Here is a 24,144-nt window from a genome sequence, read left to right as displayed (position 1 = left end):
GCCAGTTCGTCTAGTCCTCTTCCACGGCATCCCATGCGTCCACAAAACGTTGCAAAATTGCCTTTCGTGGGCTCCCCTCTGCGCTCGCGACCAGCAAAGCATCAACGCGTACCCGGAGCGCATCAACGTCAAAGAAGCGCTGGAGCGACTCAACAGAAACTCGGTCACGCCTCACGCTAACAGTATCTCCGAGGCCTCCGCCAAAACCACCCATGCCAGTTACCCAACTCTCAGACAAGAATGCCTTACAAAAGGCCTCAACAGCTTCATCCTCTGCCAACCGCTCCATGCACCAAGCTTTTGCACGCTTGTGATCATCATTACCCGCCAGTTCGTCCCATCTAATTAGCGCTCTTGGGAAATATTCATAGCTGAGCAGAGATCCATCAGCGGCTGCAATAGCTATTTTTTCCAATGCCATTTGGCGTAAACTATTGGCGTCAGCTTCGGTTGTGAGGCATCTATCTTCGGGTTCGGGCGACTTTCCCTCACGTGGATGGTGATCGCGATACGCTGACTCACAAAGGTCGACTAACCAACCAACGCTGCTCGACTCAGCAGCTTTGAGTATGATGGTCGATCTTTCGGTAAGTGATGTCCGGCTCCAAAGCAAAGCCCTCAAAATCCAGTGCGTCCGCAGGTTATTGTTGGCAATCGCAAATCCGCCGCGATCTTGATCAATCTCGGTGTCAATCTCGTCGTGCACCGCAAACAAGCCGGACAAAAAAGCCTCTGCATTTTCAAGCGGGATGCCTTTGGCGTGAGCACTAATCTCATCAAGTAAAACGCTGGCACGTGTTCCTTGACCGCTAGGTTTCGGTGTTTTGCTGGCTTCGACTAGCACTGATGAAATGTACTCTGCGTCGCCGCTGTTTTGAACGACTGCACGCACTTCCGCGGCGCTTATGGTTTCATCCGAAAGAGAAAAACGGAAGTAGGTATCAAAGTGCTTCCGAGAACACGCCCGCCGTTGCCTTTCCCAATCCTGGAAGAAAGACGAATCATAGCTCATATTGCCCCATACGCCGTCGAGCGCGGGGAACAATCGGCGAAGGGCTCGCTTCATTTCCTCACGTTCTTCCCCATCAAACTCTGCAACAAACAAATCGTCATAAGATGACGCCACTGCTTCATGTTGTTGGTACTGGTGGTCTTGCCCACCATTCGTCAGCCTGTGTTTGTTAGACTTCAACGCCGTGTAGACCTTTGGCTGTTGTACTCTAAGCGCCTCCAAAACAAGGAAATCGACTGGATCGACTTCTCCCGCCACAGCCTGCCACGAGATCCTTAGAGTATTGGTGATACGAATAAGATCTCTAGGAGACTTGATTTGGGGTGAAACTGCGTCGTGGAACAAGTTCCAGAAATGCGTGGTCTCAGGCGTTTCCTCATCCTTCCAAAGGTCATTCAGAAACTCCAAAAGACTATTGGTTAAGCTGGAGTGTGGTGGAAGCGGGATATCAAATCCTGCCTGAACAATTTTTTCCAGATACTGAGGCCCCTCAGAAGGGTATCTTTGGGAAACGATATTGTCAGCTATCTCGCGGTCGTACGCCAGAAGATACATCACTTTCGGCAGGCGTCCGACGGACTTGACGAGCCGGAAGATAAGCAGAGCTTCTTCGGGCGAAAGTCGGTCAATGTCGTCTATGACAATCAAATAACGCTTGTCACATTCTGCGAGTGCTTCAGATACCTCAGAATGGAACGACTCCACTGTCTTATCTTGCTTGATTAGGTCTGCCACCAAATTCATGCCGCTGGATGCTGCTCCACCTGCACCGGGAGCGGCGAAGTTCAGAGCGGCTCCAACGAAAGAACTTGAGCCGCTAAGGACGCGTGAGCCGAGTTTTGAAACTGCCTCCTTCGCCCTTTCCACGTCAGTTTGGTCCATAACGCCGTATAGTTGGCGAAAGAATTCGAGCGCTAGCGCCTCTTCGCCTTTGAACCACCAACAATTGAAATCGAGTATCTCGATATCTTTTGCTTCAACTTGGTCTGCAAGGTGATGTTTGACTAAATTGACGATACTGCTTTTGCCAGTTCCCCAGGGTCCGTGGATCGCGACAACAGTGCCTTCTGGTTGCGTATTTCCAGCGATGGATGTGGCAATCGCGGAAGCAAAAGTGTCGAAGCCGAATTTGTCTTCCTCTGGATTTTCGATCGGTTTGTCGTCGAACTGGCTCCGCGCCTTCATGGAGACTGTTGTCTTAATGGCACTTGCATCCTTGATAGCTGAATGATCATTGCTGAACCATCGTTTCCAAAATGGTCTGTTGCTTGCGTTATCGTTCATCATCTAGCCTGTGCATTGGAATTTTCTTTGGAATGAGATTGGGAAGAATTGGTAACTGTTAGATTTTTCGCGGTTAATAGGAATGGAGCCCATCGTGCAATGTAAGAGAACTTCATTCTAGGCGTAAATATCTGGTTGGAAAGCATCTGCGGCGTTGGACTTAGAAGCAACGAACCTAAGCTTCTACCGACGCCACGTGCATCAACCGGTATTCGATGGCTTGGTTCTGAACCACCATCGAAGCACTACGACTTCCGTTTGACCGGATATTTGAAGGGAGGACTGCTCGGAGACCCGTCGATGTCGTCGGGCCACTAGTAGGGCACTGATTTGGACTCTAGTAGTGGATTAGTAGGGTGCCTGCATCAAACAATCGAAAACGGCATACGGTCGCGTCCAAAGCTTTGCCCTGAGATAGTCAAGCAATCGTAGGGGGTTATGCGGCTGGAGGCGATACGGTCCAGCTCCATGCAACGATACGACGCCAAAATTCGTAAGGACAAGGTCGGGGGTTCGAGTCCCTCTTGAGGCACCACGCAATATCCGAAAATTTTGATGCCGCTCGTAAACTAGGCGCGTTTTTCGCCGATGGTGGTGACGCCCAGAACAGATAGCACTCTGGCCTCGATCTGTTCGGCGTTCATACCGGCGACGGCATACATATCCGCCGGGCTGGCCTGATCGATAAAGATATCCGGCAGCACCATCGAGCGGTACTTCAGCCCCTGATCAAACACGCCTTCTTCCGCCAGAAGATGGGCCACGTGGCTGCCGAAGCCGCCCACCGCGCCTTCCTCGATGGTGATCAGCGCCTCGTGGTTGGCGGCCAGATCCAGAATCAGCTCGCGATCCAGTGGCTTGGCAAAACGGGCGTCGGCTATAGTAGGGGTGATGCCGCGGGCCGACAGCGCCTCGGACGCCTTTTGCACTTCGGCCAGCCGGGTGCCAAAGGACAGCAGCGCCACACGCGCACCGTTCTGGATCATACGGCCCTTGCCGATCTCCAGCACTTCGCCGCGTTCGGGCAGGTCGACTCCCGCGCCTTCACCGCGCGGATAGCGGAAGGCAATGGGGCCGTCATTGTGGGCCGCCGCGGTGGCCACCATATGCATCAGTTCCGCCTCGTCCGCAGCGGCCATGACGGTCATGCCGGGCAGGTTGGACAGATAGGCAATATCGAAGGACCCCGCATGGGTCGCGCCATCCGCGCCCACCAGACCGGCGCGGTCGATGGCAAAACGCACCGGCAGGCGCTGAATCGCCACGTCATGCACGACCTGATCGTAACCCCGCTGCAGGAAGGTGGAATACATCGCACAGAACGGCTTCATCCCGCCGGCGGCCAGAGCGGCGGAAAAGGTCACGCCGTGCTGTTCGGCAATCGCCACGTCGAAGCAGCGCGACGGGTAGCGTTCCGCAAACAGGTTCAGACCGGTGCCGTCGGGCATCGCGGCGGTCACCGCGACGATCTTGTCGTCCCGTGCGGCTTCGTCCACCAGCGTTTTGCCAAATACCGACGTATAGGAGGGCGCGTTTGAAGGCGCTTTCTTCTGTTCTCCGGTCACCACGTCGAATTTCGCAGTAGCATGGCCTTTGTCGCGGGCCTGCTCGGCCGGGGCATATCCCTTGCCCTTTTTGGTCAGCACATGGATCAGGATCGGTCCGGTCGCCCGCGCCTTGACGGTGCGCAAGACCGGCAGCAGCTGGTCCATGTCATGGCCGTCTATGGGGCCGATATAGGAAAACCCGAGCTCTTCGAAAAAAGTGCCGCCCATGGCCATGCCTTTCAGCATTTCCTTTGCCCGCTTGGCCCCTTCGCGGAAAGGTTCGGGCAGCAGCGATACCGCGCCCTTGGCGGCGGCTTTCAGATCGTGGAACGGAGCCTCGGTATAGATCCGCGACAGGTAGCTGGACAGGGCGCCGACCGGGGGTGCGATGCTCATCTCATTGTCGTTGAGGATCACGATCAGGCGTTTCTTCAGATGGCCTGCATTGTTCATCGCCTCAAAGGCCATGCCGGCCGACATCGACCCGTCGCCGATCACAGCGATTGCGTCACCCAGCCCCTCGGGCGTCACACCGCCCAGATCGCGGGCGACCGCGAATCCAAGGGCCGCACTGATCGAGGTTGAACTGTGCGCCGCGCCAAACGGGTCATAGGGGCTTTCACTGCGTTTGGTAAATCCGCTCAGCCCGTCCTTCATCCGCAGGGTGCGGATCCGGTCGCGCCGTTCCGTCAGAATCTTGTGCGGATAGCATTGATGCCCCACATCCCAGATGATCTTGTCGCGCGGTGTTTCGAACACGGCGTGCAGCGCCGTGGTCAGCTCGACCACACCCAGCCCCGCGCCCAGATGGCCGCCGGTGACGGACACGGCCGAGATCGTCTCGGCCCGCAATTCCTGAGCGACCTGCCGCAGCTGCGCATCCGAAAACTGCCTGAGATCCGCAGGGCGGTTCACATGATCCAACAGGGGCGTATTCGGGCGGTCAGACATTTGGCGTTCCTGGCTTAGCTGTCCCGGGCAATAACGAAGCGGGCGGCGTCCTTCAAGGTTTCTGCCGACGCGCCATAGCCATCCAGCGCGGCACAGGCCTGATCCACCAGTTCCGACGCCTGGGTCCGGGCCGCATCCGGCCCCAGCAATGACACAAAGGTCGCCTTGCCGGCCTTCGCGTCCTTCTGCAGCCGTTTCCCGGCCTTTTCGGTATCGCCCTCGACATCCAAGATGTCATCGGCAATTTGAAAAGCAAGCCCAAGGGCTTGGGCATATTGGCGCAACGGTTCCGGATCGGTCTGCGCCAAGCGCGCGCCTGCGCAGGCTGACCATTCAATCAACGCACCGGTCTTGCCCGCCTGAAGGCGCGTGATTTCGGCCAGTGTCAGCGGTGTGGCCGCGGTTTCCGCGGCGATGTCCAGTGCCTGCCCCAGAACCATGCCCTGCGCGCCGCTGGATTGCGCCAGCGTCAGTGCCAGTTCCGCACGAATCTCGGCATTTCCGGCTTCGGGCCGGGTGCAGAGTTCGAATGCCAGTGCTTGCAGCGCATCTCCGGCCAGAACGGCGGTGCCCTCGTCCCATTTCACGTGGGCCGTCGGGCGTCCGCGCCGCAGATCGTCATCATCCATGCTGGGCAGGTCATCATGTACCAGAGAATAGGCATGTAACGCTTCGATCGCAGTGGCGGGCCAGATCGCCTGCGCGGGCCCGATGCCGTGCAGGCGTGCGCTTTCCAACACCAGAAATCCCCGCAACCGTTTGCCGCCTTCGGTGGCATAGGCCATCGCCCGGGTTACATCCAGTTTGTCCAGCACCCCCAGCACCAGATCAAAGTGCTGCTGAATCCGGGCGGCATCCTGCGCCAGTATGTCCCGAAACATTTACTGACCTTCGACAGGGGTCGTCCCGGTTGGCTGGCCTTCGGCGTCCAGCGTGATCGCGGCGACTTTTTCCTCGGCCCGCTTCAGTTCATCCTCGCAGCGCTTCTTAAGTGCCGCGCCGCGCTCATACAGCGCGATGGACTGGTCCAGCGCGACATCGCCGCGCTCCAGCTGGCCAACCACGGCCTCAAGCTCTTTCATCGCCTGTTCGAAGGTCATCTGGTCTACAGGAATATCGGTCATCGGGCTGCCTTTATCAGTTCTTCCACATGGGCGCGTGTGGCCTCGGCCAGTGCGTTCAGATCATACCCGCCTTCCAGAGTCGAGACGATACGGCCATCGCACAGATCCCGCGCAATCCCGCACAACCCGGCGGTGACCCAGGCGAAATCGCCGGTCGACCAGTTCAGATTGGCCAGCGGATCATCCTGATGGGCGTCAAACCCGGCCGAGATGATGATCAGTTCGGGCCTGAAGGCACGCAGGCTGGGGAATGCCTGCGCCTCATACGCCGCGCGCATCTCGGCCCCGCCGGTGCCGGGGGCCAGGGGGATGTTCAGGATGGTCTCATACGCGCCGGTCTCATCGGGTCGCCCCGATCCGGGCCAAAGCGGCATCTGCTGGCTGGTGATCACCAGCGCGCGCTTCTCGTCCCACAGCAGGTCCTGCGTGCCGTTGCCGTGATGCACATCGAAATCCACCACTGCGACGCGGCTCAACCCGTGATGATCCAGCGCGTGTTTCGCGGCCAGCGCTGCGTTGCCGAACAGGCAGAACCCCATTGCCGTTTCTGTTTCCGCGTGATGCCCCGGCGGACGGATCGCACAAAACGCATTCGGCGCCTCGCCACCCAGCACCATATCCACCGCGCGCACCACGGTCCCGGCGGCGCGATAGGCCGCATCAACCGACCCCGGAGACATGAAGGTATCGCCGTCGATCTGGGCAAACCCGTCCGCCGGACGCATCTTGCGAATATCCCGGATGTAGCTCTCGGGGTGTACCCGCAACAAATCGTCATCCGCCGCCAGAGGGGCCGTCACCCGGTTCACGTCCAACGCCTCCAGCGCATGCAGAATATGCTCCAGCCGGGCCACCCGTTCGGGGTGCCCGTCCGGCGTCACATGGCCAAGACAATCCGCATGGGTCAAAAGGGCGGTCTTCATCGGGATCCCCTGTTCATCTGGCTAAAAATACCTTCGCCGAAGGCATAAAACCGCCGCGCAGCGGCAAAATCAATCCGGTGCCAGCATATACCCGGCCCCGCGCACCGTCTGCAGATAGCGGGGTTGCTTCGGATCCTGTTCGATTTTCCGGCGCAGGCGGGTGATCTGGACATCCACCGCGCGCTCCTGGGCCTGACCCTTGTCGCGGCCCAGATCCTCGACCAGTTTGGCGCGGCTGATCGGCTCGCCGGGCTGGGCCGAGAAGATTTTCATCAGCTGGCTTTCCGTCGCGGTCAGGCGCACCGGGTCTTCGCCGTGCCACATCTCACCACGTTCGACGTCATAGCGGATCGGGCCGAGGTTCAGAATCTTGGTCGCCGTGTCCTGCGCCGGTGTTTCCGGCATGCGGCGCAAAATGGCATTGATCCGCAGCAACAGCTCTTTCGGCTCGAACGGTTTGGCAAGGTAATCATCCGCGCCTGCCTCAAGCCCGGCGATGCGATGTTCGGTTTCCCCCCGGGCCGTCAACAGCAGGATCGGCGTGGTATGCGTGTCCCGCAGCGCCCGGGTCAGGCTGACACCATCCTCGCCGGGCATCATCACGTCCAGAACGATCATGTCGAAATCCAGCCCTGACAACACCCGCCGCGCGTGTGCGGCATCGCGGGCGGCGGTGACCAGAAACCCGTTCCGCATCAGAAACTTCTTCAGCAGATCACGAATGCGCTCGTCATCGTCGACGATCAGCAGATGGGCGTCCATTTCGCTCATGAGGTGGTATCCCGCAGTTTCGTGTAGGCATGACGCATATCAGCATCCATCATCGCTTCAAGCACTTTACGAAACCCTGACACCGCCTCGGGGCCGGCCTCTTTATAAGCCGCCCGCATGCGCACGCGCTGGGCTTCGGACAGCCTGGCCTCCAGCGCCCGGCCCTGTTCGGTCAGAAACAGGTGCCGTTCGCGCTTGTCCACGGTGCCGACCCGGCTTTCGACCAGCCCGTCGTCGATCAGCGTCCGCAGGACCCGGTTCAGCGACTGTTTCGTCACCCCGAGAATGGCCAGCAGATTGTTGACGGTGGTGCCCGGCGCGCGATTGATGAAGTGGATGGCCCGATGATGCGCCCGCCCATAGGCCATCTGGGCCAGGATGCGGTCGGGGTCGGCGGTAAAGCCGCGATAGGCGAAAAACATCGCTTCGATCCCCTGCCGCAACTGCTCATCGGTCAAAAACAACAGGCTCTCACCGCCAAAGACCTGGGCGGGGCGGGTATCCGACATATCATGCCTCATTCGTTACACCGGGCCGACTTTATGTCAGCGTTATTGACATTCCAAGAGTGGACAGGTATCGAGTCGCAGTTTTTGCGCAACTTTATGTCCGGTTCGGACTTAATTGGCGCAACAATCGGAAATTTCAACCCAGGTCAGGAGGTTTCGCATGGCGGGGTATGATGATCGTGACGGTGTGATCTGGATGGATGGAGAACTGGTGCCCTGGCGCGAAGCCAATGTGCACATCCTGTCCCACGCGATGCACTACGCGTCCTCGGTCTTTGAGGGCGAGCGCGCCTATAACGGCAAGATCTTCAAAAGCCGCGAACATTCCGAACGCCTGATCGCCTCGGCCGAGGCGCTGGATATCCCGATGCCCTTCACGGTCGATCAGATCGAGGCCGCCAAGCATGAGGCGCTGAAAGCCAGCGGGTTGCAGGATGCCTATATCCGCGCGCTGGTCTGGCGCGGGTCGGGCGAGGATATGGGTGTGGCGTCGGCGCGTAACCCGGTGCGCATGGCCGTCGCGGTCTGGCCCTGGGGTGCCTATTACGGCGACGCCAAGATGCAGGGCGCCAAGCTGGACATCGCCGAATGGAAACGCCCCAGCCCGGAAACCATCCCGGTTCACGCCAAGGCGGCAGGGCTCTACATGATCTGCACCATCTCGAAGCACAAGGCCGAGGCCAAAGGCTGCTCGGACGCGCTGTTCATGGATTACCGCGGCTACGTGGCCGAGGCGACCGGGGCCAACGTGTTCTTCGTGAAAGACGGCGAGGTGCACACCCCTCTGGCCGATTGCTTCCTGAACGGCATCACCCGCCAGACCGTGATCCGGATGCTGAAGGACAAGGGCATCAATGTGATCGAACGCCACATCCTGCCCGAGGAAATGGCCGGTTTTGAACAGTGCTGGCTGACCGGCACGGCGGCCGAGGTCACACCGGTGGGTCAGATCGGCGACTACACCTTTGAGGTCGGCGACATCACCCGCGAGATTGCATCGGATTACGAGGCGCTGGTCCGCGCCTGATCTGCATGGATACCGGTTTCGAAAACCCCCGCGTCTGGCGGGGGTTTCTCTTTGCCGGCCGTTCAAGCTTTTGTGCAGATCGTTCAGAAGGCTGGACGGGCGCGCAAACGGGTATAGGTTACCTGCATGTTGGACCTGCTCAGCGATATCCTCACCCGCCTGTCCCTGCGCGGGACATTCTATTTCCGCACCTCTTTTACACCGCCTTTTGGCGTTCAGGTCCCGGCCTTTCAGAACGTCGCCCGGTTTCATTTTGTTCAGCGGGGCGAGTTGAAGGTTTTTGTCTCTAACACGGGCGAAACCCTGCGTCTGAAGCAGGGCGATCTGATCCTGATCCCGCACGGGGCCGCCCATGCGCTGCTGTGCAATGAGGTCCGGCCGCCGGACGCCCTACCGCTGGAACAGGTGCTGGAGGAGGCTGGGTATCAAGGTGACGGCGTCCTGATCTATGGTGGTGAGGACCAAAGCCGCGATACGCAGTTGATCTGCGGCCATTTCTCGTTTACCGGCCCACCGGGGCGGCAGGGCACCGGCCATATGCTGATCGACCGTTTGCCGCCCTACATCCTGATCGAGAATTACGGGGAAGAGGCCGGCGCCTGGATCGAAGCCACCCTGCGCATGATCGGGTCCGAGATCAACGGCGCCCGCATCGGCGGCGATCTGATCGCCATGAAACTGTCCGAGGTGCTGTTTGCACAGGCTGTCCGAGCCCATCTGGAACATCAAAGCCCCAGCGACACCGCCCTTGCCGGGTTTGCCGATCCGCGCGTCTCGCGTGCGCTGACCGCTTTTCATCAGGCCCCGGCGCGGGAATGGAGCGTCGAGTCCCTGGCGCGAGAGGCAGGGATGTCACGCACCGCATTCGCGCAGCTGTTCACGGAAAAGATGGGAACGACGCCGATGCAGTACCTGACCGACTGGCGGATGCAGATTGCCTGCCACGGTCTTACGGAAAGCCGCTGGAACGTCGCGGATGCCGCGGCCGAAGTGGGCTACGCGTCCGAGGCGGCCTTTTCCCGCGTGTTCAAGAAACAGATCGGCCTGTCCCCGGCCGCCTATCGCGCCATGCATTGATCCGACGGATTTTCGGACGATCTGCAATGTTTCGCGAACGATCCGGGCTAATACGTTCGAACCGCCTGACCTAGCTTGAGGCCATGCCAAGCAAGGAAAGGAGATTCCAATGTCTGTTCGTTTCGTTACCCGCACCGTTCACGCCTATCTCGATTACCCGGTCGCGCTGGCGCTGATGGTGTTGCCATTTGTTCTGGGGCTGGGCCAGTCTAACCCGATGGCTTTGTGGCTTTCGGTTGCTACCGGGGTGGCGGCCTTTGTGCTGACCGTTCTGACCGACCACCATCTGGGGATCTGGCGGGTGCTGCCTTACAAGTTCCACCTGACAGTTGACTTGCTGGTCGGGATTGCCTTTCTGGCCGCGCCCAGCCTGTTTGGGTTCTCGGGCCTGGATGCGATATATTACTGGCTGAACGGCGCGGCGGTGGTCGCCGTCATCTCGCTCAGCGCGCCGGAACACGGGATGGCCGCCTGAGCGACATATCCACAGGTGTCACAATATCATCGTGATACTTTCAAGAATCTGAGCCGCCTGTTTTACAAACCGGCGGCTCACTGCCGCTCACCAATCGCGTGGCCGTTCCGCGGGCCACCAGACAGGAGAGCCCCGATGACCAAGATCCTTCGCCCAAACCGCCGCGCCTTTCTGGCTGGCAGCACCGCATTTGCCGCATCGCTGTCCCTGCCCGCACTCAGCCGCGCCGGGTCGCGCCCAGTGTTCACGCATGGCGTCCAGTCCGGTGATGTCGACACCGGTTCGGGCATGATCTGGACCCGCACAGACCGTCCGGCGCGGGTGATGATGGAAGTTTCGACCACCGAGAGCTTTGCCGACGCCCGCAAGCTGACCCCGATGGACGCGATCCCAAACAGCGATTTCGCGGTCAAGCGGCTGGTCGAAAATCTGCCTTCGGATCAGGAGATCTTTTATCGTTTCGTGGCCGCCGATCTGAGCGACATCAACATCACATCAGAGCCTGTTGTGGGCCAATTCCGCACCGCCCCGACCGCGCGCCGCGATATCCGTTTCGCCTGGTCGGGCGATACAGCCGGTCAGGGCTGGGGTATCGACGACGTGGGCATGCGCACCTACGCCACCATGGCGCAGCACCGGCCGGATTTCTTCATCCATTCAGGCGACACGGTCTATGCCGATGGTCCGATGCAGGACGCGGTGGAAAAAGACGGGCAGGTGATCTGGAAGAACACCACCCTGATCGACGAAAAGCGCAAGGTGGCCGAAACGCTGGACGAGTTTCGCGCCCAGTGGAAATACAACATGATGGACGCGCATGTGCGCGCGATGAATGCTGTTTGTCCGACCTTTTTCCAGTGGGACGACCATGAGGTGGTCAATAACTGGTCGGATGCCAAGGACCTGATCTCGGATGATCGCTATACCGAGAAATCTGTGAATGTGCTGCAATCCCGCGCCGCGCGCGCTTTTCATGAAATGACGCCGCTGCGGATGACACCTGCCGAGCTGGGGCGTGTCTATCGCAAGATTTCCTACGGTCCGATGCTGGATGTCTTTTTCCTGGACCTGCGCAGCTATCGCGGGCCGAACGGCCCGTCGATGGAGGATGAGATCACCGACCAGTCCCGCATTCTGGGGGCCGCACAGCTGGCCTGGCTGAAACAGCAACTGGCCGCGTCGCGGGCGACCTGGAAAGTGATCGCTTCGGATATGCCGATCGGCCTGATCGTCTGGGACAACTGGCGGGAAAAAGCCGGAGCCGAGGCGATATCCAATGGCGACGGTGGCCCTGCCAAAGGGCGTGAGCTTGAGATCGCTGATCTGTTGCGGTTCATCCAGACGGCGGGCATCAAAAACACGGTCTGGTTCACCGCCGACGTCCACTATACCGCCGCGCACTACTATGACCCTGACAAAGCGCAATTTCAGGATTTTGAGCCGTTCTGGGAGTTTGTTTCGGGTCCGCTGCATGCAGGCACCTTTGGTCCGAACGCGCTGGATGGCACGTTTGGACCCGAGGTGAAATTCGTCAAAGCCCCGGCTGAGGGGCAGGGCGTCAATCTGCCTCCCAGCGCGGGGCTGCAGTTCTTTGGTCTGGTCGATATCGACGGGGCCAGCCAGCAAATGACCGTGCGCCTGATGGACCGGGCGGATACCGAGCTGTGGTCCGTCACACTGGACCCGCAGCCGCAGGCGATCTGATTGCCGATCCTCCTGCGCGTCCCGATGACGGTTTGGAGCGCGTTTTGCCCTTGATTAATTCGACAAAAATAGTCAGATTACAGGCAAGGCCAGATGCGATAGCGTGCAGCATGAGATTTCGAGGCGGTCTGCGGGCCTAGCGCATAATAGGGTGAGGGCGCGCCACCGCCTCGGAAACGACGCCGGCGACAGGGGTTGAAGATGGGCGACTCGCTTGACGAAATTCTGGCACGGCACGAGGCAGCCACCGCCTGCGGGTGTTGCTGCGACGATGACTTTTGCGCCTATGTCGACAAGAAGAAAGACCAAGGCGCCGCCGCAAACCCGCTGCCGACCAGCGCCGCCAGCCAACGCGGATCGGTTCGGTACCTCTACGAAAATCCACAGGCGTAACCGCCCCGGAAAAAAGGGCGGTTTAGACCCTGACTTCAGAAATCCACGCCGCGCTGGGCCTTGATCCCGGTCTGAAACGGGTGCTTTTCTTCGGTCATTTCCGTGACCAGATCGGCATAATCACGCAGCGCTTGCGGCGCGTCACGGCCCGTCAGAAACACACTGGTCTTCTTTGACCTCGCGTTCAGCCCTTCGATCACCTGATCGACCGACAGGTATTCATAGCGCAGGGCGATATTGATCTCATCCAGTACCACCAGATCATACTCGCCGCTGGACATCAGGGCGCGCGCCTTGTCGAAGGCGGCATTTGCGGCGGCTATGTCACGCTCGCGGTCCTGCGTGTCCCAGGTAAAGCCCTCGCCCATCGTGTGCCAGGTGACCAGATCGCGGTCTTCGAAAAACCGCCGCTCGCCCGTCTTCCATTTGCCCTTGATGAACTGCACCACGGCAACTTTCTGGCCCCAGCCCAGCGCACGGATAACCACACCGAAGGCGGCCGAGGATTTGCCTTTGCCCTTACCGGTATTGATCAGCACCAGCCCGCGTTCGGGATCGACGGCCTCGGACACTTTCTTGCGGTGCCGGGCCTGCACCTTCTGCATCTTTTCCTTGTGGTCTTGTGCGTCGCTCATCTTGGAAACCTTTTCTGATACCGGGGTCAACCTAAGCGAAGTTCGGCAAAGGTAAAGGTCAGGCTTTCGGGTCAGTAACCGCCCGCGCCTTGCCGCGTTCCAGCCCCAGTTGCCGTTCGCGCAGGATCACCAGCACGTTGCCCGCGATGACCAGGGCCGCCCCGCCCAGCATCACCAGCGTCGGCAATTCGTCAAACCAGACATAGCCGATGACAATAGCGAACAGCATCGTCGTATAGTCATAGGGCGCCAGCATCGAGGCCTGCCCATAGCGATAGGACGAGGTCACGAGAATCTGCGCCACCCCGCCGATCAGCCCCATGCCGATCAGAATCGCGGCCTGCTCCCAGGTCGGCATGGTCCAGCCCCAGAACGCGGTGAGGGCGGACAGCAACGTGGCCGTCATCGAGAAATAGAACACGATGGCAGCGGGATGGTCGACCTGCACCAGTTGCCGGATATGTATCTGCACAAACCCCCGCGCAATCGTGGCGGCCAGCACGCAGAATGCGCCGATGGTGGCCGCGGTATCCATGTTGTTGCCGCCCAGGCGCGGCCAGATCATGATCAGAACCCCCAGCAGGCCGATGGCGACGGCACCGATGCGGATCATGCGGATCCGTTCGCCCAGCATGATGGCCGCCAGAATCAGCGTAAAGATCGGGGTGGCATAGCCGATCGCCGTAACCTCGGGCAGCGGCAGCAGGCTGAGCCCGGTGAAGGTCAGACCCATGGCGCTGGTGCCCAAAACCCCGCGCCAGAAATGGCCCATGGGTTTTCTGACGACAAATCCCTGCGCCAGCTCTCCGCGCGAGATCAGCCAGACAATGATCACCGGGATGGCAAAGAGCGAGCGGAAAAACACCATCTCGCCGGGTGGGAAATCCTCCGAGAGGGCTTTGACCAGCGCCGACATCGACGTGAAAAGAACCAGCGCGCTGAGTTTCAACACGACGGCCAATACAGGTCGATGCGATGTTAAGGGTTTTGCCATCGGCGCGAACCTGCGCCTTTGCGGCAAAAAGATCAACGCTCCCGTGTCACCGGGCCACCCAGCTTTGCGGCAGCGGGCTGCCGATCTCTTCGGCAAATTCCTCAAGAAACCGGATCATGCGGGCGGTTCGCTGCCGGGCCAGCTTCTGTCCGGTCCCGGTCAGCATGTCATCCGGCAGGCTGAGCAGTTTGACCTTCCAGTGATCCAGCGAGAAATGCAGGTCGTCCAGCGGCCGGCTTTCCGAGAACGGGTCCGCCGGGTCATACAGCGCGCGCCCCAGCGCGCCGGACACCGAGAAATTGCGCGCCACGCCAATGGCTCCCAGCGCGTCCAGCCGGTCGGCATCGCGCAGGATGCGGGCCTCATCGGTTTCCGGCGGGATGTTGGCCGAGAAACTATGCGCCTCGATCGCGTGCCGGATGGCTTTGATCTGATCCGGCAAATAGCCCAGTTCCCGCAGAACAGGCTCTGATTCCGCGGCGGACCGGCGCGACGCAAGATGCCGGTCGGGGGCGTCTTTCGGCAGGTTCACAAGATCGTGCAGATAACAGGCCGCCAGCAGCACGGGCATGTCGGTTCGTTCGTCGGCAATGGCCTGCGCGTTCACCCAGACCCGGTCCAGATGGGCCAGGTCATGGGCCGGATCGGTTTCCATCCGCTGCGCGACGATGCCGCGCAGTTGGCTACGCAGATCAGCCGATCCGTCCACGGTTCTCTCCGATCTGGCCACGGTGCAGCAGCAGGTGGTCGAGGATTACGCAGGCCATCATCGCCTCGCCCACCGGTACGGCACGGATGCCGACGCAGGGGTCGTGACGGCCCTTGGTGATGATTTCGGTTTCCTCACCGGATTTGGTGATGGTCCGGCGGGTGGTCAGGATCGACGAGGTCGGCTTGACCGCAAAGCGCACCACGACATCCTGCCCGGTCGAAATACCGCCCAGAATGCCGCCCGAATGGTTGGAACTGTATTGCGGGCCGTTCTGGCCCATGAAGATCTCATCCGCATTGGCCTCGCCGGTCAGTTCTGCGGCGGCCATGCCCTCGCCGATTTCAACGCCCTTGACAGCGTTGATCGACATCATCGCCGCGGCCAGATCCGTGTCTAACTTGGCATAAACGGGCGCTCCGATCCCGGCGGGAACGCCGCGCGCCACAACCTCGACCACAGCACCGACCGAGTTGCCGGACTTGCGCAGACCGTCGAGATAGGCGGCCCAGTCCTCGGCGGCTTGCGCATCGGGGGTCCAGAACGGGTTCTGTTCGATCTGCGACCAGTCGAAATTGGCCCGGTCAATCTTATGCGGGCCGATCTGGGTCATGTAACCGGTGATCTGAACATTCGGCGCAATCTGCCTGATCGCCTCGCGCGCCAGCCCGCCTGCGGCCACCCGCGACGCGGTTTCCCGGGCCGAACTGCGCCCGCCCCCGCGATAATCGCGGATGCCGTATTTCTGCCAATAGGTGATATCGGCATGGCCGGGGCGGAACTTGTCCTTGATGTCACCATAGTCTTTCGAGCGCTGATCGGTGTTTTCGATCATCAACTGCACGGGCGTTCCGGTGGTCTGGCCCTCGAACACGCCCGACAGGATTTTCACCTGATCCGCTTCGCGCCGCTGGGTGGTGAACTTGCTCTGCCCCGGTTTGCGTCTGTCCAGCCAGTGCTGGATCATGCCCTCGTCAATCGCCACGCCCGGCGGGCAGCCATCGACGGTGGCACCCAAGGCGGGCCCGTGGCTTTCGCCCCAGGTGGTGACGCGGAAGAGGTGTCCAAAGCTGTTCATCGACATGGGGCGTGCTCCTTTGCGCGTCGTGATTAGCGGGCAAGGGCCCTGGCCTCAAGCGGATTTGCGGTTGGGGCAAGGGCGCCCCAACCCGTGTTTGTCACGCCGCCGGGGCCAGTTGCGCCCGGGTCGCGGTGATTTTCAGGGCTGCCTGCGCGGCTTCGCGCCCTTTTTCCACGAAATGCGCGCGGTAGATGGCGTTGTGGTGTTCGGTCTCCTGATACTGATGCGGGGTCAGCGAGACCGACAGGACCGGAACGCCGGTATCCATCCCGGCGCGCATCAGCCCGTCGACAACGGCCTGTGCCACGAAATCGTGCCGATAGATGCCGCCATCGACGACAAAAGCGGCGCAGGCCACGGCGGCATAGCGCCCGGTTTGGGCCAGATCGCGGGCCAGCAGGGGCATCTCGAACGCGCCCGGCACGTCGAACACATCAACCTGTTCGGCGGGGATCAGCTCTAGAAACCCCTCAAGCGCGCGGTCAACGATATAGGAATGCCAGTTGGCCTTTATGAAAGCATAGCGGGTGTGTGTCATCATGACCTCCTTCGTAAAACAGACACGTCACCCAAGGCGATCACGAGCAGACACGCCGCATCACGGCGTGGCTTGCACGTTCTCTTTCATCCGGACTTTAACCGTCGGCTCTGGCCTCTCACCAGATCTGCTGACACCCCGGTCAACGGGGCCGCTCGTGGGCTGGCGGGTCCGTGCCCGCATACCACCGGTGGGGAATTTCGCCCCGCCCTGAGAACAGGGCGGACCTTGCCAAGGACGGCGCGGTTCTGCAAGAGATTTGGCAGGAGGACCGAGATGCATCCCAACCCCGCCTTTCGCGCCGAAGACATCGCGCGCCACATCGCTTTTGCGCGGGACCGCGCATTTGGGATGCTGGCGCTGTCGACAGATGCTGCGCCGTTGCTCAGCCATGTTCCCTTTCTGCTGCACATGGACGGCGATGTGGCCGAGCTGCATCTGGTGCGCTCCAATCCCATTGTGCGGGCGCTGAAGGAACCGCGCGCTGCACGGATCGCGGTGACCGGGGCGGACGGCTATGTCTCGCCCGACTGGTACGGGATCGCGGATCAGGTGCCGACGTGGAATTATGTGGCGGTGCACCTGACTGGCCGGCTTGAACTGCGCCCGCAGGGTGAATTGCGGGATCTGCTGGATCGCCAATCCGCGTTCTACGAAGACAGGCTGCGGCCCAAACCGCCCTGGAGCGCGGCCAAGATGACCGGCGACGCGCTGAGCCGGATGATGCGCATGATCGTTCCCTGCAGATTGCAGGTGGAGGATATTCAGGGCACCTGGAAGCTGAATCAGAACAAACCGGACGAGGTGCGTCTGGCCGCGGCGGATCACGTTGACGAAAACGGCTTTGGCAGTGAGATCGGGCAATTGGCCGCGTTGATGCGGACAACGTGACCCGCAACCCGGTTAGTCGCTGAAGGTCGCCAGATAAGCGGCGATATCCTCGGCGCCCTTCTTCAGCTTGACGCTCATGTTCGGGCGGGCGGTGTCGTCATCCAGATAGTCCTGAATGAAACCAATCGGGTCCTGCGAATAGGCGGCGATGTTGTCCTGCGTCCAGACCAGACCTTCCTGACCGGCGCGGATCATGTCGTCGGTGAACATTCCGACCGGCAAACGCTCGCTTCCGTTCAGGTAATCGGTCTCGGACCCGGCCGGGCGCCCGACTACCCCATAGAGATTCGGCCCGGTGATGCCGCCTTTGACCAGAACTTCGCCATCCTTGATGATCGCGTGGCACGAGGAACAGCGGTTATAGAGTTTTTCGCCTTTCGCCGGATCGCCGGCGGCCACGGCCTGCGACGCAAAGGCCAGCGAGAAGGTCAGTACGGGGGCAATTAGCTTTGACATGGGGAACGTCCTGCTGAGGGTGGGTTTTCCCCGGCCCATCAGACATTCCCGTAGAAAGTGCAATCGAAATCAGACATGGCCAGGCCCTTGAAAAATATCTATTTTCACCTCAATATTTATCCGCCGCCGATTCCCGTGAAAGTAGAAATTAGCGTGGCAAAATCTGGTCAGGATTTTGCAGATTGGCGCCCGGTGGTTGGGGTCGGCACCAAAATCGGGGCTGGTTTTTCGCCCTGACCCGGCCATCCGAATCACATCCGTCCTGACGCGTGGCGATCGGCGGATTTCACCGCCTAACCCGGTCCATATCTTGAAAAATCAGCCTTTCGTTGTGACATGAATGCCCAGATGCGGCGTAGTGCGCGCCTATGACCGCTGGACGAACCGATTTCTCCCGGCTAGATAGCCGCGATGAGACGCCGCTTTGATGCGGTGCTGATGCATGTTTGCTCGGGTCACCCCCGGGCGCCGGAATCGGAGAAAACCTCGTGTCCCACGCAGAAGACCACGAAGGCACCCGCAGAGATTTCCTCTACTACGTCGCTGGCGGCGCAGGTGTCGTTGCGACGGGTGCAGCCGTATGGCCCCTGATCAACCAAATGAATCCCTCGGCAGACGTTCAGGCGCTGTCCTCGATCCGTCAGGATGTCAGCGGGGTTGAGCCGGGCACGCAGCTGACCGTGAAATGGTTGGGTAAGCCCGTATTCATCCGCCACCGCACCGGTGCCGAGATCGCCGAAGCGCAGCAGCAGGACGAAGAAGGTCTGGCGGAGCTGCCCGATCCGCTGGCGCGCAACGCGAACCTGAACGCCGACGCTCCGGCCACCGATGCAAACCGTGTGATGCCGTCGCCCGAAGGCGAAGCGCCCGGCGCGTGGATCGTCCAGATGGGCGTCTGCACCCATCTGGGTTGCGTGCCGCTGGGTGATGCCGGCGATTTTGGCGGCTGGTTCTGCCCCTGCCACGGCTCGCATTACGACCTTGCCGGCCGTATCCGCAAAGGCCCCGCGCCTGAGAACCTGCCCATTCCGCCTGTCGAATGGGTGGACGCCACCACCATCAAACTCGGCTAAGGGAGACCCAGATGTCCGGAATTCCCCACGATCATTACGAGCCGAAGACAAACGGCGAGAAGTGGCTGAACAGCCGCCTGCCCATCGTCGGCCTGCTGTATGACACCCTGATGATTCCCACCCCCAAGAACCTGAACTGGTGGTGGATCTGGGGCATCGTCCTGGCGTTCTGCCTGGCGCTGCAAATCGTCACCGGTATCGTTCTGGTGATGCATTACACCCCGCATGTCGATCTGGCCTTTGCCAGCATCGAACACATCATGCGCAACGTGAATGGCGGCTATATGCTGCGCTACCTGCACATGAACGGTGCATCGCTGTTCTTTGTGGCGGTCTATATCCACATCTTCCGCGGCCTGTTCTACGGCTCGTACAAGGCCCCGCGCGAAATCACGTGGATCATCGGCATGCTGATCTATCTCTGCATGATGGGCACCGCCTTCATGGGTTACGTTCTGCCCTGGGGCCAGATGTCCTTCTGGGGTGCAACCGTGATCACCGGCCTGTTCGGCGCGATCCCCTTCGTGGGCGACGCGATCCAGACCTGGCTACTGGGCGGACCGGCGGTGGACAACGCCACGCTGAACCGCTTCTTCTCGCTGCACTACCTGCTGCCGTTCGTGATCGCGGCGCTGGTCATCGTGCATATCTGGGCCTTCCACACCACCGGCAACAACAACCCCACGGGTGTTGAGGTGCGTCGCGGTTCGAAGGCCGAGGCCGAGAAAGACACGCTGCCCTTCTGGCCCTATTTCGTGATCAAGGACGTGTTCGCGCTGGCGGTCATTCTGGTCGTGTTCTGGGCGATTGTCGGCTTCATGCCGAACTATCTGGGCCACCCGGACAACTACATCGAGGCCAACCCGCTGGTCACGCCTGCACACATCGTTCCTGAATGGTACTTCCTGCCGTTCTACGCGATCCTGCGGGCCTTCACCGGTGAGGTCTGGGTTGTGCAGTTCGCCAGCTTCATCACCGGCGGCATCATCGACGCCAAGTTCTTTGGGGTTCTGGCGATGTTCGGTGCGATCCTGGCGATGGCGCTGGCACCCTGGCTGGACACCTCGACCGTGCGTTCGGGCAAGTACCGTCCAATGTTCAAATGGTGGTTCTACCTGCTGGTCATCGACTTCTTCGCCCTGATGTGGCTGGGTGCGATGCCCGCGGAAGAACCCTATGCGACCTTCTCGCTGATCGCGTCGGCCTACTGGTTCGCCTATTTCTTCGTGATCCTGCCGATCCTGGGTGTCATCGAAAAGCCCGATGCCCAGCCGGAAACCATCGAAGAAGACTTCAACGCGCATTATGGCAAGGCTGACGCTGACGCCACGCCGGCCGAGTAAGAAGAGGGACCGGAATCATGTTCAAGAAACTTGCAATCGGTGCCGCGTTTGCTCTGGCTCTGACTCCTGCTGCGTCTTTCGCAGCAGGCGGCGGCGAGCAGCATATCGAGGACTTCCACTTTTCCTTCGAGGGGCCGTTTGGCACCTGGGACCAAAACCAGCTTCAACGTGGCCTTCAAATCTACACCGAGGTCTGCGCGGCTTGCCACGGCCTGAGATATGTGCCGCTGCGCGATCTCGAAGCGCTGGGCTATTCCGAAGAAGAAGTGATTGCCTATTCGGCGGCCAATTTCGAAGTGTTCGACCCCGAGCTGGACGATTTCCGCCCGGCGATCCCGACCGACCACTTCCCCGTCAATGACGGAGTCGGCGCACCGGACCTGAGCCTGATGGCCAAGGCCCGCGCCGGGTTCCACGGCCCCTATGGTCTGGGGATCAACCAGCTGTTCAAAGGCATGGGCGGTGCGGAATACATCGCTTCGCTGCTGGATGGTTATACTGGCGAGGAAAAGGAAGAGGCCGGCACCATCCTGTATGAGAACAAAGCCTTCCCGGGCGGCTGGATCTCGATGGCGCCGCCGCTGTCCGAAGATCAGGTGGAATTTGCCGATGGCCACCCGGCTACGGTTGAGGCCATGTCCGAGGATGTCGCGGCCTTCCTGATGTGGACGGCCGAGCCGAAGATGATGGAGCGTAAGTACTCCGGCTTTGTCGGGGTGATCTTCCTGACCCTGCTGTCGGTTCTGCTGTACCTTGTGAACAAGCGCCTTTGGGCCGGTGTGAAGGGCAAGAAGAAAGACTGAGCCCGACGGCTTATCCGCTGAAATCCAAAAGGCCCGGTGCGTGTCACCGGGCCTTTTTTGTTGGGTCGCTCATTGCTGATATACTCCGCCGGTCACTTCGGGATTCTGAAGTGCGCGATTTTTGTGAAGTCATTTGGGAGCATTGATTATGGACACCCGGGCCAATGTGGAAACGCTTCGGACGGCATATGCGGAATGGAATGACAGCAAGGCGTCGGACATCGCCATGTGGGAGAAATACACGACCGAGGATCTGTGCCTGCGTTCGCTGGGTCGCGGCCAATACGGGCTGGATTTCAGCTGTTCGCGCAATGGCCGCGCGGAAATGCGCGCCTATCTGGAAGACCTTACCGGTGCCTTCGACATGCAGCACTGGACCCTGCAGGACACCATCGCCGAAGGAGACCGCGTTGTCGGCCTCGGCGTGACGGCCTGGACCCATAAGGCCACCGGTAAAACCGTAGAGACACCGGTCGTCATCGTCTGCCGGTTCCGGGACGGGCTGGTCTGCGAGTATGAAGAATTCTACGATACCGCCGCTGTGTCGGCCGTTACCAGTTGACCGCAGCCCGTCTCAGGCCGTCAGCTGGGTATCGGTGCGACCGGATATTCTGGCCGTCACGATCTGACCTTCGGCCTGCGCAGAATTGAACGCGACCTCGGTGAATTGTTCGGTTCGGCCCATATGCGGGTTTTCCATCAGGATGTGATGGGTTTTGCCGATCTGGGCGGCCAGATGTCTGGTGACCTGCGCCTCGCCCGCGGCGCGCAGACGGGCGGCGCGGTCCTTGATGATGTTGCCGTTGATCTGCTGCGGGATACGGGCCGCAGGCGTTCCTTCGCGCTTGGAATAGGGGAAGACGTGCAACCAGGTCAGGTCGCAATCGGTGACCAGCTTCAGCGAGTTCTCGAAATGCGCCTCGGTCTCGGTCGGGAAACCTGCGATGATGTCGGCCCCAAAAGTCATTTCAGGGCGCAGCTTGCGGGCCTCTTCGGTAAAACGGATGGCGTCGTCGCGCAGGTGGCGACGTTTCATCCGTTTCAGGATCAGGTCATCCCCGTGTTGCAGCGACAAATGCAGATGCGGCATCAGGCGGGGTTCAGAGGCGATGGCCTGCATCAGGTTCTCATCCACCTCGATTGAATCAATCGAGCTGATCCGCAGGCGCGGCAGGTCGGGCACCAATTTGAGGATGCGCATCACCAGATCGCCCAGCCTGGGCTGCGCCGGCAGATCGGCCCCCCATGAGGTCAGGTCGACCCCGGTCAGCACCACCTCGTTATAACCCCGGTCCACCAGCCGCTTGATCTGATCCACCACCACACCCGCAGGGACGCTGCGCGAGTTGCCACGGCCATAGGGGATGATGCAGAAAGTGCAACGATGGTCACAGCCGTTCTGGACCTGCACATAGGCGCGGGATCGCGTTCCGAACCCGTCGATCAGGTGACCCGCGGTTTCCGTGACCGACATGATGTCGTCGACCTGCACCGCCTCGGTCTGGCCGATGAAATCCGCCGCCATGCCTTTCCAGGTGTCGGGCTGCATCTTTTCAGTGTTGCCGATGACGGCATCGACCTCATCCATGGCGGCAAAGGTCTGGGGTTCAGTCTGCGCGGCGCATCCGGTCACGATCAGGCGCGCGTCCGGGTTTTCCCGGCGCAGCTTGCGGATCTCCTGCCGGGCCTTGCGCACCGCCTCGGCCGTCACTGCGCAGGTATTGACCACGACGGCATCGGTCAGACCCGCCTGCTGCGACAGCTCTTTCATCGCCTCGGTTTCATAGGCGTTCAGGCGGCAGCCCAGCGTGGTGAATTTGGGGGCGCTCATGTCAGCGTCTCCAGGAATTCCGGGGTCAGGGTACCCGAGAAGACATGGCATGTCGGCCCGGTCATCCACACACCGTCCTCGCGCCAGTCGATCCGGATGGTGCCGCCATCCAGGTCAATCTGCACCTCGCGCCCGGTCAGGCCGCGCCGAGCGGCCGCAACCGCCGTCGCGCAGGATGAAGACCCCGAAGCCAGCGTGATGCCCACACCGCGCTCCCAGACGCGCATGCGGATATGGTCGGGGCCAAGGATCTGCGCCACCTGCACATTCGTGCGCTCGGGATACAGCGGGTGATATTCATACCGCGCGCCGAATTCCTCCAGCGGGATCGCCTCGGCATTGTCGACGAAAAAGGTGCAGTGCGGGTTGCCCATGCCCGTCGCGGTCGGTGCGCCCTCGATCGGCAATTCCAGCGTGTCCACCTCTTCGGCCAGCGGAATCTCGTGCCAGTCCAGTTGTGGCGGCCCCATGTTCACCGAGGTCAGGCCGCCCCCGGCGTCGCGCGCAAACAGCGTGCCGCGTTCGGTGGTGAGCGTCAGATCGGAATTACCCGTTTCGGTCATCAGAAACCGGGCGATGCAGCGCGTTGCATTGCCACAAGCGGCCGAGGTCGACCCGTCCGCATTGTAAAACACCAGATGCGCATCCGAATCGCCGTTTTCGATCACCGCCAACTGGTCAAACCCGACACCGAACTGCCGGTGACCGATTCCCCGCGCCAGGGCGGGCGTAACCGGGACAGGCTGCGCGCGCGCATCCACAATGACAAAGTCATTGCCCAGCCCGTGCATCTTCATGAAGGGCAAACCGGTGGTCAGTATTCGTTGCATGGCGGGCATATAGCGCCGCGTTGCAGAGGAATCCACCCTGCGGCGCAGATTCCTGAAAAAAGGGGTTGACCCCCCCGCGCCACCTGCCTAAGTAGGCCGCCTATCGGGACGCCGGAACCTGAAGGAAAACCGGCGAAACGAGGTGCAAAATAAGGGCTTGAAC

26 protein-coding genes and 1 riboswitch are annotated in these 24,144 nt (G+C 60.6%); of the genes, 11 read left to right on the top strand and 15 right to left on the bottom strand.

Translation table 11 applies throughout. The features are described 5' to 3' along the window. Nucleotides 1-10 precede the first annotated feature (10 nt). The 7 genes from ACXAC3_RS02720 to ACXAC3_RS02690 form a co-directional block, all read right to left on the bottom strand. Entirely contained in the window at nt 11-2,296 is a 2,286-nt protein-coding gene (locus ACXAC3_RS02720; RefSeq protein WP_475155855.1) for a KAP family P-loop NTPase fold protein, read from the bottom strand. Between the two features lie 569 nt (nt 2,297-2,865). Continuing rightward, complete coding sequence (dxs, locus tag ACXAC3_RS02715; protein ID WP_475155850.1) at nt 2,866-4,794, bottom strand: 1-deoxy-D-xylulose-5-phosphate synthase; 1,929 nt, start codon at nt 4,792-4,794, stop codon at nt 2,866-2,868. A 14-nt stretch (nt 4,795-4,808) separates the two neighbouring features. Continuing rightward, a complete protein-coding gene (locus ACXAC3_RS02710; RefSeq protein ID WP_475155845.1) occupies nt 4,809-5,675 on the bottom strand; it encodes a polyprenyl synthetase family protein in 867 nt (288 codons plus the stop codon). After that, nucleotides 5,676-5,918: an exodeoxyribonuclease VII small subunit gene (locus ACXAC3_RS02705; RefSeq protein WP_475155842.1), complete on the bottom strand. Its 243-nt coding sequence runs from the start codon at nt 5,916-5,918 to the stop codon at nt 5,676-5,678. Beyond that, on the bottom strand, nt 5,915-6,841 hold the full coding sequence (locus tag ACXAC3_RS02700; protein ID WP_475155840.1) for a histone deacetylase family protein: 927 nt from the start codon (nt 6,839-6,841) through the stop codon (nt 5,915-5,917). Before ACXAC3_RS02700 ends, ACXAC3_RS02705 begins: the two co-directional genes overlap by 4 nt. Before the next feature lie 69 nt (nt 6,842-6,910). After that, on the bottom strand, nt 6,911-7,612 hold the full coding sequence (locus ACXAC3_RS02695; protein ID WP_475155836.1) for a response regulator: 702 nt from the start codon (nt 7,610-7,612) through the stop codon (nt 6,911-6,913). Next, nucleotides 7,609-8,121, bottom strand: coding sequence for a MarR family winged helix-turn-helix transcriptional regulator (locus ACXAC3_RS02690; protein WP_475155834.1), 513 nt, complete (start codon nt 8,119-8,121; stop codon nt 7,609-7,611). Before ACXAC3_RS02690 ends, ACXAC3_RS02695 begins: the two co-directional genes overlap by 4 nt. Before the next feature lie 160 nt (nt 8,122-8,281). Between ACXAC3_RS02690 and ACXAC3_RS02685 the strand changes: the two genes are divergently transcribed. From ACXAC3_RS02685 to ACXAC3_RS02665, 5 genes are all read left to right on the top strand, one after another. Then, nucleotides 8,282-9,148, top strand: coding sequence for a branched-chain amino acid aminotransferase (locus ACXAC3_RS02685; RefSeq protein WP_475155830.1), 867 nt, complete (start codon nt 8,282-8,284; stop codon nt 9,146-9,148). 126 nt (nt 9,149-9,274) lie between these two features. Further along, nucleotides 9,275-10,225 (top strand): AraC family transcriptional regulator, encoded by a 951-nt coding sequence (locus ACXAC3_RS02680; RefSeq protein ID WP_475155824.1) that lies wholly within the window; start codon nt 9,275-9,277, stop codon nt 10,223-10,225. A gap of 109 nt (nt 10,226-10,334) precedes the next feature. Continuing rightward, complete coding sequence (locus ACXAC3_RS02675; RefSeq protein ID WP_475155821.1) at nt 10,335-10,700, top strand: SPW repeat domain-containing protein; 366 nt, start codon at nt 10,335-10,337, stop codon at nt 10,698-10,700. Between the two features lie 135 nt (nt 10,701-10,835). Beyond that, nucleotides 10,836-12,404, top strand: coding sequence for an alkaline phosphatase D family protein (locus ACXAC3_RS02670; RefSeq protein WP_475155817.1), 1,569 nt, complete (start codon nt 10,836-10,838; stop codon nt 12,402-12,404). 201 nt (nt 12,405-12,605) lie between these two features. Next, nucleotides 12,606-12,797: a hypothetical protein gene (locus ACXAC3_RS02665; protein ID WP_475155814.1), complete on the top strand. Its 192-nt coding sequence runs from the start codon at nt 12,606-12,608 to the stop codon at nt 12,795-12,797. 35 nt (nt 12,798-12,832) lie between these two features. Here ACXAC3_RS02665 and cobO read toward each other — a convergent pair whose 3' ends face one another. From cobO to ACXAC3_RS02640, 5 genes are all read right to left on the bottom strand, one after another. Continuing rightward, nucleotides 12,833-13,432: a cob(I)yrinic acid a,c-diamide adenosyltransferase gene (gene cobO / locus ACXAC3_RS02660; RefSeq protein WP_475155810.1), complete on the bottom strand. Its 600-nt coding sequence runs from the start codon at nt 13,430-13,432 to the stop codon at nt 12,833-12,835. Nucleotides 13,433-13,490: 58 nt separating this feature from the next. Next, entirely contained in the window at nt 13,491-14,426 is a 936-nt protein-coding gene (locus tag ACXAC3_RS02655) for a DMT family transporter (RefSeq protein ID WP_475155806.1), read from the bottom strand. Nucleotides 14,427-14,472: 46 nt separating this feature from the next. Further along, complete coding sequence (locus ACXAC3_RS02650; protein WP_475155802.1) at nt 14,473-15,135, bottom strand: HD domain-containing protein; 663 nt, start codon at nt 15,133-15,135, stop codon at nt 14,473-14,475. Further along, complete coding sequence (aroC, locus tag ACXAC3_RS02645) at nt 15,119-16,219, bottom strand: chorismate synthase (RefSeq protein WP_475155799.1); 1,101 nt, start codon at nt 16,217-16,219, stop codon at nt 15,119-15,121. The genes ACXAC3_RS02650 and aroC overlap by 17 nt, the downstream gene beginning before the upstream one ends. A gap of 94 nt (nt 16,220-16,313) precedes the next feature. Continuing rightward, nucleotides 16,314-16,754 (bottom strand): 6,7-dimethyl-8-ribityllumazine synthase, encoded by a 441-nt coding sequence (locus ACXAC3_RS02640; RefSeq protein WP_475155796.1) that lies wholly within the window; start codon nt 16,752-16,754, stop codon nt 16,314-16,316. Between the two features lie 74 nt (nt 16,755-16,828). Next, a riboswitch (FMN riboswitch) is annotated at nt 16,829-16,976 on the bottom strand. Nucleotides 16,977-17,030: 54 nt separating this feature from the next. On the opposite strand from ACXAC3_RS02640, the gene ACXAC3_RS02635 reads away from it, so the two are divergent. After that, complete coding sequence (locus ACXAC3_RS02635) at nt 17,031-17,645, top strand: FMN-binding negative transcriptional regulator (protein ID WP_475155792.1); 615 nt, start codon at nt 17,031-17,033, stop codon at nt 17,643-17,645. Nucleotides 17,646-17,657: 12 nt separating this feature from the next. On the opposite strand, the gene ACXAC3_RS02630 is transcribed toward ACXAC3_RS02635, so the two are convergent. Further along, nucleotides 17,658-18,101, bottom strand: coding sequence for a c-type cytochrome (locus tag ACXAC3_RS02630; RefSeq protein WP_475155788.1), 444 nt, complete (start codon nt 18,099-18,101; stop codon nt 17,658-17,660). 87 nt (nt 18,102-18,188) lie between these two features. Here ACXAC3_RS02630 and ACXAC3_RS02625 point away from each other — a divergent pair, with 87 nt between their 5' ends. The 5 genes from ACXAC3_RS02625 to ACXAC3_RS02605 all read left to right on the top strand — a co-directional run bounded on the left by ACXAC3_RS02625 (nt 18,189) and on the right by ACXAC3_RS02605 (nt 21,882). Beyond that, nucleotides 18,189-18,338, top strand: coding sequence for a hypothetical protein (locus ACXAC3_RS02625; RefSeq protein WP_475155783.1), 150 nt, complete (start codon nt 18,189-18,191; stop codon nt 18,336-18,338). Nucleotides 18,339-18,589: 251 nt separating this feature from the next. Then, a complete protein-coding gene (petA, locus tag ACXAC3_RS02620) occupies nt 18,590-19,174 on the top strand; it encodes a ubiquinol-cytochrome c reductase iron-sulfur subunit (protein WP_475155777.1) in 585 nt (194 codons plus the stop codon). Nucleotides 19,175-19,185: 11 nt separating this feature from the next. Beyond that, nucleotides 19,186-20,517 (top strand): cytochrome b, encoded by a 1,332-nt coding sequence (gene petB, locus ACXAC3_RS02615; protein ID WP_475155774.1) that lies wholly within the window; start codon nt 19,186-19,188, stop codon nt 20,515-20,517. A gap of 17 nt (nt 20,518-20,534) precedes the next feature. Beyond that, the gene (locus tag ACXAC3_RS02610; protein WP_475155770.1) at nt 20,535-21,320 is read left to right on the top strand and encodes a cytochrome c1; all 786 of its coding nucleotides are present in this window, start codon (nt 20,535-20,537) and stop codon (nt 21,318-21,320) included. 148 nt (nt 21,321-21,468) lie between these two features. Further along, nucleotides 21,469-21,882, top strand: coding sequence for a nuclear transport factor 2 family protein (locus ACXAC3_RS02605; RefSeq protein WP_475155766.1), 414 nt, complete (start codon nt 21,469-21,471; stop codon nt 21,880-21,882). Nucleotides 21,883-21,894: 12 nt separating this feature from the next. Here the strand turns inward: ACXAC3_RS02605 and mtaB are convergent, their stop codons facing one another. Continuing rightward, the gene (gene mtaB / locus ACXAC3_RS02600) at nt 21,895-23,151 is read right to left on the bottom strand and encodes a tRNA (N(6)-L-threonylcarbamoyladenosine(37)-C(2))-methylthiotransferase MtaB (protein WP_475155762.1); all 1,257 of its coding nucleotides are present in this window, start codon (nt 23,149-23,151) and stop codon (nt 21,895-21,897) included. After that, a complete protein-coding gene (dapF, locus tag ACXAC3_RS02595) occupies nt 23,148-23,990 on the bottom strand; it encodes a diaminopimelate epimerase (protein ID WP_475163335.1) in 843 nt (280 codons plus the stop codon). Before dapF ends, mtaB begins: the two co-directional genes overlap by 4 nt. Nucleotides 23,991-24,144: the final 154 nt, after the last annotated feature.

Source organism: Ruegeria sp. ABV4_181 (genome assembly GCF_056158465.1).
The sequence above is the reverse complement of the archived record's forward strand: the minus strand, read 5'-3'. Positions and strand labels throughout refer to the sequence as shown.

Bases quoted from the DNA above. Each gene is read 5' to 3' on its own strand.
- ACXAC3_RS02720 (WP_475155855.1), bottom strand. From the start codon at position 2,296: ATGAACGATAACGCAAGCAACAGACCATTTTGGAAACGATGGTTCAGC.
- dxs (WP_475155850.1), bottom strand. From the start codon at position 4,794: ATGTCTGACCGCCCGAATACGCCCCTGTTGGATCATGTGAACCGCCCT.
- ACXAC3_RS02710 (WP_475155845.1), bottom strand. From the start codon at position 5,675: ATGTTTCGGGACATACTGGCGCAGGATGCCGCCCGGATTCAGCAGCAC.
- ACXAC3_RS02705 (WP_475155842.1), bottom strand. From the start codon at position 5,918: ATGACCGATATTCCTGTAGACCAGATGACCTTCGAACAGGCGATGAAA.
- ACXAC3_RS02700 (WP_475155840.1), bottom strand. From the start codon at position 6,841: ATGAAGACCGCCCTTTTGACCCATGCGGATTGTCTTGGCCATGTGACG.
- ACXAC3_RS02695 (WP_475155836.1), bottom strand. From the start codon at position 7,612: ATGAGCGAAATGGACGCCCATCTGCTGATCGTCGACGATGACGAGCGC.
- ACXAC3_RS02690 (WP_475155834.1), bottom strand. From the start codon at position 8,121: ATGTCGGATACCCGCCCCGCCCAGGTCTTTGGCGGTGAGAGCCTGTTG.
- ACXAC3_RS02685 (WP_475155830.1), top strand. From the start codon at position 8,282: ATGGCGGGGTATGATGATCGTGACGGTGTGATCTGGATGGATGGAGAA.
- ACXAC3_RS02680 (WP_475155824.1), top strand. From the start codon at position 9,275: ATGTTGGACCTGCTCAGCGATATCCTCACCCGCCTGTCCCTGCGCGGG.
- ACXAC3_RS02675 (WP_475155821.1), top strand. From the start codon at position 10,335: ATGTCTGTTCGTTTCGTTACCCGCACCGTTCACGCCTATCTCGATTAC.
- ACXAC3_RS02670 (WP_475155817.1), top strand. From the start codon at position 10,836: ATGACCAAGATCCTTCGCCCAAACCGCCGCGCCTTTCTGGCTGGCAGC.
- ACXAC3_RS02665 (WP_475155814.1), top strand. From the start codon at position 12,606: ATGGGCGACTCGCTTGACGAAATTCTGGCACGGCACGAGGCAGCCACC.
- cobO (WP_475155810.1), bottom strand. From the start codon at position 13,432: ATGAGCGACGCACAAGACCACAAGGAAAAGATGCAGAAGGTGCAGGCC.
- ACXAC3_RS02655 (WP_475155806.1), bottom strand. From the start codon at position 14,426: ATGGCAAAACCCTTAACATCGCATCGACCTGTATTGGCCGTCGTGTTG.
- aroC (WP_475155799.1), bottom strand. From the start codon at position 16,219: ATGTCGATGAACAGCTTTGGACACCTCTTCCGCGTCACCACCTGGGGC.
- ACXAC3_RS02640 (WP_475155796.1), bottom strand. From the start codon at position 16,754: ATGACACACACCCGCTATGCTTTCATAAAGGCCAACTGGCATTCCTAT.
- ACXAC3_RS02635 (WP_475155792.1), top strand. From the start codon at position 17,031: ATGCATCCCAACCCCGCCTTTCGCGCCGAAGACATCGCGCGCCACATC.
- ACXAC3_RS02630 (WP_475155788.1), bottom strand. From the start codon at position 18,101: ATGTCAAAGCTAATTGCCCCCGTACTGACCTTCTCGCTGGCCTTTGCG.
- petB (WP_475155774.1), top strand. From the start codon at position 19,186: ATGTCCGGAATTCCCCACGATCATTACGAGCCGAAGACAAACGGCGAG.
- ACXAC3_RS02610 (WP_475155770.1), top strand. From the start codon at position 20,535: ATGTTCAAGAAACTTGCAATCGGTGCCGCGTTTGCTCTGGCTCTGACT.
- ACXAC3_RS02605 (WP_475155766.1), top strand. From the start codon at position 21,469: ATGGACACCCGGGCCAATGTGGAAACGCTTCGGACGGCATATGCGGAA.
- mtaB (WP_475155762.1), bottom strand. From the start codon at position 23,151: ATGAGCGCCCCCAAATTCACCACGCTGGGCTGCCGCCTGAACGCCTAT.
- dapF (WP_475163335.1), bottom strand. From the start codon at position 23,990: ATGCCCGCCATGCAACGAATACTGACCACCGGTTTGCCCTTCATGAAG.